The organism is Bacillus sp. JZ39, assembly GCF_053903145.1.
Map to the genome: position 1 here is coordinate 2,764,571 of NZ_CP096389.1, position 13,144 is coordinate 2,777,714.

General features: G+C 44.5%; 12 protein-coding genes. 4 read left to right on the forward strand and 8 right to left on the reverse strand.

The window, feature by feature from the left end; genetic code table 11:
- Positions 1-15 precede the first annotated feature (15 nt).
- The 5 genes from pfkA to dnaE all read right to left on the reverse strand — a co-directional run bounded on the left by pfkA (position 16) and on the right by dnaE (position 8,044).
- Entirely contained in the window at positions 16-975 is a 960-nt protein-coding gene (gene pfkA, locus M1D65_RS14215) for a 6-phosphofructokinase (protein ID WP_003237788.1), read from the reverse strand.
- A 183-nt stretch (positions 976-1,158) separates the two neighbouring features.
- Positions 1,159-2,136 (reverse strand): acetyl-CoA carboxylase carboxyl transferase subunit alpha, encoded by a 978-nt coding sequence (gene accA / locus M1D65_RS14220; protein WP_003229417.1) that lies wholly within the window; start codon positions 2,134-2,136, stop codon positions 1,159-1,161.
- Positions 2,121-2,993 (reverse strand): acetyl-CoA carboxylase, carboxyltransferase subunit beta, encoded by an 873-nt coding sequence (gene accD, locus M1D65_RS14225; RefSeq protein ID WP_017695750.1) that lies wholly within the window; start codon positions 2,991-2,993, stop codon positions 2,121-2,123. The genes accA and accD overlap by 16 nt, the downstream gene beginning before the upstream one ends.
- 334 nt (positions 2,994-3,327) lie before the next feature.
- On the reverse strand, positions 3,328-4,560 hold the full coding sequence (gene maeB / locus M1D65_RS14230; RefSeq protein WP_014664951.1) for an NADP-dependent malic enzyme: 1,233 nt from the start codon (positions 4,558-4,560) through the stop codon (positions 3,328-3,330).
- Between the two features lie 136 nt (positions 4,561-4,696).
- A complete protein-coding gene (gene dnaE / locus M1D65_RS14235) occupies positions 4,697-8,044 on the reverse strand; it encodes a DNA polymerase III subunit alpha (RefSeq protein ID WP_064670913.1) in 3,348 nt (1,115 codons plus the stop codon).
- A 139-nt stretch (positions 8,045-8,183) separates the two neighbouring features.
- Here dnaE and ytrH point away from each other — a divergent pair, with 139 nt between their 5' ends.
- The 3 genes from ytrH to M1D65_RS14250 all read left to right on the forward strand — a co-directional run bounded on the left by ytrH (position 8,184) and on the right by M1D65_RS14250 (position 9,318).
- Positions 8,184-8,525 carry a sporulation membrane protein YtrH gene (gene ytrH / locus M1D65_RS14240; protein ID WP_003229410.1) on the forward strand — a complete coding sequence of 114 codons (342 nt, stop codon included), beginning with the start codon at positions 8,184-8,186 and terminating at the stop codon, positions 8,523-8,525.
- On the forward strand, positions 8,522-9,025 hold the full coding sequence (ytrI, locus tag M1D65_RS14245; protein ID WP_003229408.1) for a sporulation membrane protein YtrI: 504 nt from the start codon (positions 8,522-8,524) through the stop codon (positions 9,023-9,025). Before ytrH ends, ytrI begins: the two co-directional genes overlap by 4 nt.
- 101 nt (positions 9,026-9,126) lie before the next feature.
- Positions 9,127-9,318: a hypothetical protein gene (locus tag M1D65_RS14250; protein ID WP_003229407.1), complete on the forward strand. Its 192-nt coding sequence runs from the start codon at positions 9,127-9,129 to the stop codon at positions 9,316-9,318.
- 17 nt (positions 9,319-9,335) lie between these two features.
- On the opposite strand, the gene nrnA is transcribed toward M1D65_RS14250, so the two are convergent.
- The gene (nrnA, locus tag M1D65_RS14255; protein ID WP_004398971.1) at positions 9,336-10,277 is read right to left on the reverse strand and encodes a bifunctional oligoribonuclease/PAP phosphatase NrnA; all 942 of its coding nucleotides are present in this window, start codon (positions 10,275-10,277) and stop codon (positions 9,336-9,338) included.
- A gap of 130 nt (positions 10,278-10,407) precedes the next feature.
- Between nrnA and M1D65_RS14260 the strand changes: the two genes are divergently transcribed.
- Complete coding sequence (locus tag M1D65_RS14260; protein ID WP_003229401.1) at positions 10,408-10,710, forward strand: YtpI family protein; 303 nt, start codon at positions 10,408-10,410, stop codon at positions 10,708-10,710.
- 18 nt (positions 10,711-10,728) lie between these two features.
- Here M1D65_RS14260 and M1D65_RS14265 read toward each other — a convergent pair whose 3' ends face one another.
- Complete coding sequence (locus M1D65_RS14265; protein ID WP_004398641.1) at positions 10,729-12,048, reverse strand: CBS domain-containing protein; 1,320 nt, start codon at positions 12,046-12,048, stop codon at positions 10,729-10,731.
- Between the two features lie 175 nt (positions 12,049-12,223).
- On the reverse strand, positions 12,224-13,126 hold the full coding sequence (locus M1D65_RS14270) for a sulfite exporter TauE/SafE family protein (protein ID WP_029318234.1): 903 nt from the start codon (positions 13,124-13,126) through the stop codon (positions 12,224-12,226).
- Positions 13,127-13,144: the final 18 nt, after the last annotated feature.

A 13,144-nucleotide genomic window follows, 5' to 3' on the forward strand; every position in this document is an offset into this window, starting at 1 on the left:
GCCTTCAGCTGTACATTAGATAGACAGTTCTTTTGAAAGCTGATACATGTTTTGCTCAACTGTGTGTTTTGTCTCAAGTATTTCTATAATATCATGGTCTACAAGCTTATTGTTTTGTATACCTACACAGCGTCCGCCTTTTCCTTCAAGCAGCAGTTCAACTGCATATGCGCCGAGACGGCTTGCTAACACACGGTCAGCAGCACTCGGAGAACCTCCGCGCTGGATATGGCCCAATACAGATACCCTAGTTTCAAGATTTGTTTCTTCTTCAATGCGTTTCCCGAATTCAACACCGCTGCCTACACCTTCGGCAACAATAATAATACTGTGCTTCTTGCCGCGTTCGTGGCCGCGTTTTAAGCGGGCAATGATTTCGTGCATGTCATAGTCTGCCTCAGGGATTAAGATCGATTCCGCGCCCCCTGCAAGACCGGCCCACAATGCGATATCGCCGGCATGACGGCCCATTACTTCGATTACATATGTACGTTCATGAGAAGTCGCTGTATCGCGAATCTTATCAATTGCGTCAATTACTGTATTTAAAGCTGTATCGAAACCGATTGTAAAATCAGTGCCCGGAATGTCATTATCAATTGTACCCGGTACACCTACACATGGAAACCCGTGTTCCGTTAATTTTTTCGCACCCATATATGAACCGTCTCCGCCGATAACAACAAGGCCTTCAATACCAAGCTTCTTCAAGTTTTCTATCCCTTTTTCACGGCCTTCAACTGTTTTGAATTCAGGACATCTTGCCGTATAAAGCTTAGTTCCTCCACGATGTATAATATCGCCTACTGATCCGAGTTCAAGCTTTTCAATCTTTCCGCTGATCAATCCCGCGTACCCGTTGTAAATACCGTAAACTTCAACGTCATGATAGATCGCTTTTCTGACTACTGCGCGAACTGCTGCGTTCATTCCCGGGGAATCCCCGCCGCTCGTTAATACCCCTATACGTTTCATTCTCCATTCACCTCAGCAACATATATGATTAAACATAACATGATCATTGCCCTAAAAACAATGAAAAGGGATCTCCATCCTCCCTATGAAACCTTACCTATTATACAATTAAATAAATTGTTTTTAAATAAAATTTAAGGAATGTCACAAAAAATAAACGTGAGCCAAAGGCTTCACGTTTATTTAGTTTACCCCGATATATTGATCTTCAACCGAGACTTTGCCAATTGCTTTATATTTTTCATAGCGCTGCTGAACTAATTCTTCTTCGCTCAGCTTCAGCAAAGTTTTTAACGATTGTTTAAGGGTTTCGTCCATATAGCTTGCTTGCAGCTTCACATCATGGTGCGCTCCGCCTTTTACTTCTTTAATCATATGATCTATAATACCTAATTCTTTTAAATCCGGCGCAGTGATTTTCATTGTTTCTGCTGCTTTTTTAGCAAGACTGGAGTCCTTCCATAAAAGTGCCGCGGCACCTTCCGGAGAAATAACAGAATAAGTAGAGTTTTCCAGCATATGCAAGTGATTGCCTACACCCAGACCAAGGGCTCCGCCGCTTCCGCCTTCACCGATGACGATGCAGATAACAGGCACTCGAAGGCCGGCCATCTCAAACAGGTTTTTGGCAATAGCTTCACTTTGTCCTCTTTCTTCAGCTGCTCGTCCAGGGTATGCCCCCTTCGTATCAATAAAACAGATAATTGGTCTGTTAAATTTGTCAGCCTGTTTCATCAGACGAAGCGCTTTTCTGTAGCCTTCTGGATGCGGCATCCCAAAATTGCGGACTAGGTTTTCCTTCGTGTCTTTACCGCGCTGATGCCCGATAACCGTTACAGGGAGGCCGTGGAACTTCGCAATCCCGCCGACAATGGCTTCATCGTCCCCGTACGCTCTGTCTCCGTGACATTCAAAAAAGTCGGTAAACAGGTGTTCGATATAATCAAGAGTTGTCGGACGGTCCGCCAGACGCGCGATTTGAACCCGGTCCCATGGCTTCAAATTTTTATAAATATCATCCTGAAGCTTAGCGAGACGGTCTTCGAGCCGTTCGATTTCCGCACTTAGATCCATATCGGAATCTTGGGTGAATTTTTTTAGTTCGGCAATTTTGGTTTGCAGTTCAATCACCGGTTTTTCAAATTCTAATCTTGGAGCCACTCAATGTCACCTCCTGTTTGATGCATATCCAGCAGATTTTCTAACGTTTTTTTCATATCGTCGCGATGAATAACCGCATCAAGCTGTCCATGTTTTAATAAAAATTCAGCCGTTTGGAAGTCCTCAGGCAGTTTTTCTCCTATTGTCTGTTCAATAATTCGTCTTCCGGCAAAACCGATCAGCGCGCCAGGCTCAGCGAAATTGTAATCGCCAAGGGATGCAAAGCTTGCTGATACGCCCCCGGTAGTCGGATGCGTCATTACTGAAATAATAAGACCCTGTTCTTCACTGAACAGTTTTAACGCAGAGCTTGTCTTAGCCATCTGCATCAAACTTAATACGCCTTCCTGCATTCTAGCGCCGCCTGAAGCCGTAAAAATAATAAACGGAACTTTATCAGCTTTTGCTTTTTCAATCGCAAGCGTGATTTTTTCACCGACGACTGAACCCATGCTGCCCATTCTGAATGAAGAATCCATGACGGCGACAACAGCCGGGTGTCCGCCGATGGTGCCTTTGCCTGTCACAACAGCCTCGTTTAAGGATGTTTTCTCGCGATCTTTTTCAAGCTTTTCCAGATATCCCGGGAAACCAAGCGGATTTTCCGAGAGCATTCCCTGATTGAATTCCTCAAAGGATTGTTCATCCATCAAGCTTTCGATACGCTGTTTTGCGTTCATTGGGAAATGATAATCGCAGTTCATGCATACCCGCATATTTTTATCCAACTCTTTAGTGAGCATGATTTTTTTACACTTAGGACATTTTGTCATAATGCCTTCCGGAACATCGTGCTTCGCTTGTTCAGATGGTACGGAAGCATACTTTTTCTTTTTCGTGAATATATCCTTTAACAAATGATTACCTCCCTTTTGTGAAGGGTTCTCTTCACCGCATGTCATCAAACAGATAGACTTGCTAATAACTTTACCGAAACTATTGTACTTTTTTTGTCAAACGCTGTCATCCTCAATTCGACAACTTTTTATTCGATGACGTGCTCGGAAAGGCTTGTATGAAATCAGATAAGGTGTTGAAACGACAAGGTTGACAGCGCATTCAAATATAATGTTAAACCCGGCTGAAATTTTTTTAAGGCTAACCCCCTAAAAAAATTTCAGCCGTCAGTTTAACTTGAGAACAGCGCGCCGGTCTCCGCCAACGCGCTGCCATTTTTGGAATGAATTAAAATTATTCACCAATAATCGTAAGTTTTCTTGTTTTTTCTGCGACTTCCTCAGGGTCAACAGTGATTCTTGCAACACCTGTTTCCATCGCAGCTTTTGCCACAGCCTTCGCAACAGCAGGCGCAACACGTTTATCAAACGGTGCAGGGATGACATAATCTGCGCTAAGCTCATCTTCTGAAACCAGTGAAGCAATGGCTTCAACCGCTGCGATTTTCATTTCCTCGTTAATATGAGTGGCACGCACATCAAGTGCTCCGCGGAAAATACCAGGGAATGCAAGAACATTGTTTACTTGGTTCGGGAAGTCAGAACGGCCAGTTCCGATAACGCTTGCTCCGGCTTCACGCGCATCTTCCGGCATGATTTCCGGATTTGGATTTGCCATTGCAAAGATAATCGGATCTTTTGCCATGCTTTGAACCATCTCTTTTGTTAACGCGCCTGCTACAGAGACACCGATAAATACGTCAGCATCAACGATGACATCTTTCAGAGAACCGTCTTTGCGATCTTGGTTCGTGAACTTCGCCACTTCATTTTTGACATCGTTCATGCCGTTCGGGCGCCCTTCATAAATGGCCCCTTTGGAATCGCACATCACAATGTCGCGAACGCCATAATGATGAAGAAGCTTGATAATCGCAATGCCAGCCGCACCCGCGCCGTTTGCGACAACTTTAATGGATGACATGGATTTTCCAGACAGTTTCAGCGCGTTCACAAGACCTGCTACGGTTACAATGGCAGTACCGTGCTGATCATCATGGAAAACCGGGATGTTTGTTTCTTTTTTGAGGCGCTCTTCAATGATAAAGCAGTTTGGCGCTGCAATATCTTCAAGGTTGACGCCGCCAAATGTCGGTTCCAGCAATTTTACAGTTTCAACGATTTTATCAACATCGTTTGTGTTTAAAGCAATCGGGAACGCATCTACGCCCGCAAAGCTTTTGAAAAGAACTGCTTTCCCTTCCATAACAGGAAGCGCCGCTTCAGGGCCGATGTTTCCAAGGCCAAGTACAGCTGTACCGTCAGTTACAACTGCTACCATGTTCCCCTTCATTGTGTAATCATATACTTTGTTAATGTCTTCATGAATATCCTTACACGGTTCTGCAACACCCGGAGAATACGCGAGGCTTAGATCTTTCGCATTTCTGACCTCTACTTTTGATTTAGACTCCAGTTTCCCCTGGTTGACTTTATGCAGGTGTAATGCTTCTTCTCTTAATGACATTCTCCTAAACACTCCTTATGGATATTTTTTGATTCGTATACTGCTGCGTTGATTGCTGCATTCTGCGGAGTAAATCTATCTGAATATTTAAACAGGATCACATAATTGCTCCAATTGTATAACAAAAAGCGAATCGTTACCACTGTTTTAAAACGACGTTTTTTTGACCCAACAGCTCTTTTAAGCGATATAACACCTGGTGATCTGCATTGATATGGAACGACTCAGGTAGCTTAATCGTCTGTTTTTGCCTTTCATAATAGAGATAAACGCCTGTTTCCCCTTTATGCTCCAGCAAAATGCGCTTAATCTTTGCCAGGATCTCCTGGCTGTGCTGACTGCTTTCTATTTTTATATAAACCGATGGCGCTTTTTCTGCATCCATATTTTCTAATAATTCTGCCCGGGACATGATGAATTGGATCTTATCTTGTCTAACTTCACATTTCCCCGCAGTGAACAAAAGAACGCCTTCTCTTAAAACGGGAGAAAGCTGTCTGAATTGTTCAGGGAAGACTACGGCTTCCATCTCGCCGGTTTCATCACTGAGCGTTAAAAACGCCATGTTTTGACCTGTTTTCGTCCGAATCGTTTTGATCTTCGACAGCAGAACGCCTAGTGAAAGCTGCCTTTTGACTGCCCGCTGAGCCTGCAGAATGGAGACTGCTCCTTGCGCAGTGAGCTGTTTTCGGAAGGCGGAGAGAGGATGATTTGAAAAATAAATGCCAAGCGTTTCCTTTTCAAACGCAAGTAAATCCACCAGAGGAAGCTCCTCCGTCTCCACATACTTCGGCTTAATTGAAAACGATTCATCTAAAAACAATCCCATTTGGTCATCGTCCGCGGCGAATAGCTCAGCATGTTCCAAAGCAACATCAATGGATGCGAGCAGCGTGGCCCGGTTTTGGCCGAATTCGTCCATCGCACCAGAAAAGATAAGTGCTTCAAGCACTTTGCGATTTACGCTTTTTGACGGCACGCGAAAGCAGAAATCGAAAAGATCTTCAAATGGTTTCTCTTTTCTTGCTTTATATATATCTTTGACTGCTGAGACGCCTACACTTTTTATTGCGCGGAGGCTGTATCTGACAGATCCGTTTTCAACTGTAAACGGAAAACTGCTTTTATTCACTGACGGAGGAAGGATACGAATCCCGCTCCCCTTTGCTTCGTAAAGATATTGAGAGATTTTATCCTCATTGCCAATGACGCTTGTCAGCAATCCGCACATAAAATATAACGGATAATGAGCTTTCAAATACGCAAGCTGGCACCCGATCATGCTGTATGCCACCGCATGGCTTCTGTTAAAGCCATAGTTTGCGAATTTGACGATTAAATCGTAGACCTCATTTGCAGTGTCTACAGAATACTCCTTTTTTAAGCACCCTTCAACAAAATGGCTTCGCTCTCTGTCCAGGATTTCTTTTTTCTTTTTGCTGACCGCCCTTCTCAATAGGTCCGCTTCGCCTAAAGAAAACCCCGCCATACGGGAAGCAATCATCATAATTTGTTCCTGATACACAATGACGCCATATGTATCTTCCAAAATGCTCCTTAAATCTTCATGAGGATAGTGAACAGGCGCCCGGCCGTGTTTACGGTCGATAAATAACGGAATATTTTCCATCGGACCCGGCCGATACAGTGCATTGACCGCCACAATATCTTCTAGGCCCGAAGGTTTTAGCCGTTTCAAGACGCTTCTCATCCCTGCAGATTCAAGTTGGAAAATGCCTGTCGTATCCCCTTTTGACAGCAAGGAGAACGTTTTGTCATCGCTGTAGGATATACTTGAAAGATCTATATTAATATTTTCTTCTTTTTCAATCATTGAAGTGATGGATTCAATAAGTGTCAGATTCCTCAAGCCTAAGAAATCCATTTTTAAAAGGCCCAAGTCTTCAAGATGGTCCATCGCGTATTGCGTTAAATAGATCCCTTCATGCCCTTCTTGAAGCGGAACAACATCTGTTAACGGTTCTTCACTCAGGACAACGCCCGCTGCGTGGGTTGATGCATGCCTTGGCAGCCCTTCTATTTTCCGGGCAATTGAATAGACTTGCTGAAGCAGGCTTGACTCCCGAAGCCGCTTATCCAGCTGCGGTGACTGCTGTCTCGCTTCATCCAGCGTCATTCCCGGTCTTGAAGGAATGAGTTTTGCAAGCTGATCTGCCTCCTTCGGGCTGACGCCGAATACTCTGCCGACGTCCCGGAGCGCCGCCTTTGCCGCAAGTGTTCCAAAGGTGATAATCTGTGCGACGTGCATTGCACCGTATTTCTGCTGAACATATTGAATGACTTCATCCCTTCTAGTATCGGGAAAGTCAATATCAATATCCGGCATGCTGACGCGTTCGGGATTTAAAAATCTTTCAAACAGAAGGTGATGCTTAATCGGGTCAACATCTGTGATATACAGCACATATGCCACAAGAGAACCCGCCGCAGAACCTCTTCCCGGTCCTGTAACAATCCCTTTTTCATGGGCGTGCTTCATAAAATCCCACACGATCAGAAAGTAATCGCTGAACTTCATCCGCTTGATGACATCAAGCTCATATTGAAGACGGCGAAGGTATCGTTCATCAGGCTTGCCGAAACGGCTGCGAAGTCCCTCCATACAGATATCCGTTAAATAATCATCAGCGGACGTTCCGCCTGGGGTCGGAAAAGACGGTAGACGGGTCTGCCCGAGACTGACGTCAACCCGGCATTGTTCCGCGATCTCTACAGAAGCTTGCAGTGCCTCGGGATGCTCTCGATAAATGTTTTGCATTTCTTCGAGAGGTTTCAAATCGAGATCAGGCAAATCTTCAGCGGGTGCATCCGTCAGTTTTTCCCCCGCTTTAATCGCTTTCAAACAACGGTAGGCAGCCTTATCTTCCTTCCTTATGTAATGCACATCGCCTGTGGCCGTAACAGGGATACCCGTTTCTTCTGATAGCTTTAGAATCTGCGCAGACAAGACTTGATTCCCTTTAAAAGGCTGATAGGAGAAATAAAAAGCTCCCTTTCCGAATATAGACTGAAATTCCAGCGAGGCTTGAGCAGCCTGTTCGAACAGCCCTCCTTCAAGAAGCGTTTCAATATATCCTTTTTCGCCGGGCGTTATTGCGATAATCCCTTCTCGATAACTGTGAAGCCATTTCGGCTTCAGTCCGCCTTTTGATTTAGATTGCAGAACGCTGCTGATTTTCAGCAGGTTTTGATAGCCTGTATTTGATTTTGCCAGCAGGACGAGCGGGTATGCTTCAAGCTCGCTGTCATCTGTAAAAACAGAAGCCGTCAAACCGATTATTGGGTTGATCCCTCTCGCCTTGCAAGCTTTATAAAATTGAATAGCTCCGTACATGACATGATCATCTGTCAGCGCCAAAGACGCATATCCGAGCCTGTCAGCTTCACTGACGAGCTCTTCCACAGCCGCGGCGCTGTTTAGCAGGCTATACCCGCTATGCACTTGCAGGTGAACAAAAGACATGCTATCACCTCTTTCTCATTACGATTCATTTCTTCCCTCATTATAAGGCCGGTTTCCAAAAGAAACAAATGTTCTTTTTTGACTCATCATCATACTTGTCCTGAAAGCTCAATATGATATAAAAGGTGAGGTGATAAAGATGGATCAGGAAGCAGGATTTATGGTGAATTTTATCAATAGCTACTTCATTGCGTTAGGGGTGCTGATCGGGGGCGCACTCATTGGAGGGCTCGGAGCATACTTGGCGGGCGAACCCCCGCTTACAGCCATAACAAAGCTTGCCAACCGGTTAAAAATATGGGCGCTTGTCGCAGCTATCGGAGGCACCTTTGATGCGGTATACAGCTTTGAACGCGGCATACTCGAAGGCAATACGAGAGATATCTTTAAACAGCTTCTTTTAATTATTTCGGCCATGGGGGGCGCGCAAAGCGGCTGGCTTATTATATCATGGCTGACCCAGGAGCATCTTTCTTCATGAGGGTCCCCCAGCATTACAAAAAACCGGGATGGCAGCGTTTTTTCGCGGGAATGATGTGCGGGGCCGTAATCAGCTGGTTCTTTTTCCTGTTTACCTACGGAACATTCCAAGAGGAGCAGGTCAGCCTCATCGAAAAGCAAAAAGAGCATGTAAAAGACTTGAACAATCAAATTTCGATCTATCAGGAAGACCTCCATAAACTGAATGAAGATAATAAAAGAAAACTGCTGATTCAAAGCGTCAGCGTCAAATTGCTGAATGGGGATAAATATAAAATATCACAGCCGGATAAAACGAAATTCGAGGAGCATGTAAAGGATGATATTTCAGAGGTGATTACAAAAGACATAGAGAGCGTCTATCAAACAAAGGATCTCTTGAAGCGGACAATTGAAAATAAAGTCTATATGATCAATGAAAAAAAATACGAGGCAACCGTCAGAGAATTGATTATTTATACGAGGCTGACAGTGGAACTTGAAATATCTTTCGCCACATAATTATGGATTTTTTTCAAATTCTCCAAACTTCTGTCGCTTTTTCCCATTCTTTTTTATAAACTATATGTGAGGCTTAATGGCGAAAGGAAGGAGGAAGGGAAATGGAGGTTTACAGTGACCGTCAGTTAGCAAAAGATCAAGCAGCCCGTCTCAGACAAGGTTTTTCTGCATATGCCGAAACAAACTCACTCGCTTCCCTCATCAAAAAAGAACTTCAATCACACAATCTCCAAGTCTACGAGGACCTTACTGATTTCGGCTGCTGGTTCATCCCCGTCACAGATGAACACTAAGAGAGAGGGTCTCCCCTCTACTCGTGTTCTTTACATAATGTTTCCAGATCAGCTAAAATCCGATCAGCTTCATCCCAGCTGTAAATAGAGGCGCCTGAAGCTAACGGATGCCCTCCGCCGTTATATTTCCGGGCAAGTCCGTTAATGACAGGCCCCTTCGAACGGAATCTGACTCTGATTTGATCGTCTTCTTCTACGAAAAACACCCAGGCGCGAATACCTGAGATATTGCCAAGCGTCCCGACAAGCTGCGACGCTTCAGAAGCCGTTGTGCCGAATTTTTCAAGCGTATCCTTTTTGATGAAAACAGAAGCAGCCCCGTTTTCGGACAAAGACACATTTTGAAAGATAAAGCCGTTAAGCTTCACCACATTCAGTTTTGTTTCATACAATTGATTAAATAACTCTGAGGAAGAGAATGGATACTGAATGAGCTCGCCTGCATATTTTAATGTTTTTTCCGTGGTATTCGGAAATAAAAAGCGTCCGGTATCTCCAACAATGCCGGCGTAGATCAGCTCTGCCGCTTTCGTATTCAGCTTCCAGCCGTGCTCTTTTCCTTCTAAATACAGCTCGTAAATCATTTCACTTACTGAGCTGGCGCTTGTATCGACCCAGAGAAGGTCACCGTATGGATCTTCGTTCGGATGGTGGTCGATTTTCATTAGTTTGGCGCCTGAAGGATAACGCTGATCGTCGATTCTTTCTTGATTTGCCGTGTCACAGACAATGACAAGTGCGCCTTCATATGTTTCATTGTCCACCTCATCGAGGGAATATAAAAAAGAGAGGGACGGTTCAGGCGTGCCGACCGCAAAAATATTTTTTTCAGGATATGTTTCACGCAGGATTTCCGTAAGCCCGCACTGTGATCCGTAGGCATCCGGATCAGGACGCACATGTCTATGTAAGATAATCGTGTCATATAATGATATGGTTCTGATCAATTCTGTTTTCATTTGATACTCCTTTATTGTTTTTATTCATTAAATCACATTCTCTGCCGACGGAAAAGAAAAATAACGTCAAAACCAAGCCCGTTTTTGTATAAAATGGGTTTGTAAACTTTTACGATGGAGGATTTCATTTATGCTGGTTCTTGTTTTTTTGATTGGGCTTTCAGCCTGCTTTTATGTGTACTATAAAGTAAAAGGCGTACGGGCAAAGCCATCTTTGGCAAAAGAAATATGTTCAGCAAAATCAAGCATGGCCTTAGGGTCACTAGTCCTGTTCTACGGGCTTAACCAAATGATATTATTCCATTCAGTATTAACGTTAGTAATCGGCGGTATCTTTATCGTCATAGGAGCAGGAAGCGCTTGGGCAGGTTATAAAGCCTTTAGGCATTACAATCCCCTTCACGCCAAAGAAGCTGAAAGAGATCACGCGTAAGGGGCGCCTGAACGTCCCTTAGCTTCTTTCCATCAGCTGAACCATCAGCATCGCTTTAGACACGATATGACCTTGGCTGTGCACTTCCACTTCCATTTTCCCAAACTTTCTGCCGGCCTCCAAGATGCGAGGTTTGACTTCGATGACTGATTCCATCTGCACAGGCTTCAAAAAGAAGATGGTGATGCTCTCTATGACGAGTTCGCCGCGTTTTTTCGAGCGCAAAAATCGGTTTGCCGCTTGCGTCAAAATGGTAGTAAATACGCCATAAGAAATGGTTCCAAGCTGATTTGTCATTTGCGGCGTGACTTCATACTCGTAAACCGTTTGATCTTCTTTATCATCACCCTCATCTTTAAACCCCCTTGAAACGATATCATCAAGCTTCTCCCCGACCTGCGGCTGCTTTTGAATCATTTGAAGAGCTTTCAATACGTCTTGGCGGCTGATCATGCCGATGAGTTTTTGGTGGCCGTCAGTGACGGGAAGCACTTCGATCCCTTCCCATACCATCATTTGCGCAGCTGAAGCGACAGATGTTTTCCCAATAACCGTGACGGGATTTTTGGTCATAACTTTTTCTATAGATGCATTTCGGTCATGGCCAGCAATATCTTTTGATGTCAGAATGCCATGGATTTTCATTTGATCGTCGACAACCGGGAAGCGGCCGTGCCCCGTTTCAAAATTTTTCTCATACCATTTTTCAAGTTTATCCTTAGGCGAAAGATATACCGTGCGGTCAGCAGGTGTTAGGATGTCCTCCACTAAAACAATTTCTTTTTTGATCAGCTGGTCATAAATTGCCCGGTTAATCATCGCGGCAACTGTAAAGGTGTCATAGCTCGTGGATAAAATCGGCAGTTCAAGCTCATCTGCCAGCTGCACAATGCTGTCATCCGTGTTAAAGCCCCCGGTCACCAATACGGCCGCGCCCGCTTCAAGCGCCTGCCTGTGTGCATTGATTCTGTTTCCGACAATCAAAAGATTCCCCGCTGCGGTGTAACGCATCATCGCGTCAAGCTCCATCGCGCCGATGACGAATTTATTCAATGTCTTATGGAGCCCTGCCCTGCCTCCGAGCACTTGTCCGTCTATAACATTTACAACCTCTGCATAGGTAAGCTTTTCAATGTTCTCTTTTTTCTTTTGTTCAATTCTGATTGTGCCCACACGTTCAATCGTGCTGACAAACCCTTTATTCTCTGCTTCCTTGATCGCTCTGTACGCGGTTCCTTCGCTTACTTTCATTTCCTTTGCAATTCTTCGGACAGAAATTTTTTCACCGACAGGCAGTGAATCGATATACGTTAAAATTTGTTCATGCTTCGTTGCCAAGCCTTTCACCTCTAAGGACAGTCTTCTTGTTTTTATTATAAGGTTTCAAAGGATTTATACGCAATGAGGCTGGAAAATAAAAAAGAAGCCCGACCGGCTTCTTACAGCGTTGATTTCGTTCCAGTCAAGCGCAAGGACCCCGTGGCTCCTTTTACATCGTAAAGCGGAAAAACCTTTATTTTTCTTTTAAATGGACATCAACCGCTGTCTTAACAATATTTCGATTCCCTATTTTAGATAAAACAAATAAAACTGCGGATAGCCATATCGCCCCTATGGCTGTATAGATCAATGGATAAACAGCTGTGTTTGCGATCCATTCATTTATTAATGTTCTGGCATTTACCAGAATAATAAATCCTCCTACAAGCACACCCATCAATTGCGGATGAAACTTCTGCACCAGCCATGCTGCGATAGGGGCAGCGATAATTCCGCCGGCCATTAGTGAAAACACCCATAACCAATTGACGTCCTCCCATCCTAATGAAATAAGAAAACCGGCAGTTGCAGATACGGCGATGGCAAATTCACTTGTGTCTACAGTCCCGACAACTTTCCTCGGGCTCAAGCCTTTGCGGGATAATAAAATCGGAGTGGTCACCGGTCCCCAGCCGCCTCCGCCTGTGGCATCTGCAAAACCAGCGATCACGCCCAATGGGATGGATTGTTTTCGGTTTAACGGCACATGCTTCTTCTCAAGAGCCGGCTTATATTGAAATAAAAACCTGATCAATACATATCCGCCCAGAAGGAGCAAAAACAAAGAAATATAGGGTTTCGCCACATCTCCAGGTAATTGGCTGAGGAATGCCGCGCCTAAAAAAGCGCCTATAGAGCCGGGAATGACAAGCTGATAAACGGTTTGTTTGTCAACATTGCCAAATTTAATATGCGACACTCCCGATGCGGCAGTCGTTACGACTTCCGCTAAATGGACAGAAGCTGAAGCCACAGCAGGTGTGATGCCGAACGCCAATAACAAAGAAGTTGAGGTAACCCCATAAGCCATACCTAACGAACCGTCTATTAACTGCGACAATAAACCAATAAATGCAAAAACGATTAATTTCTTCATCAGAACACCCCATCTATA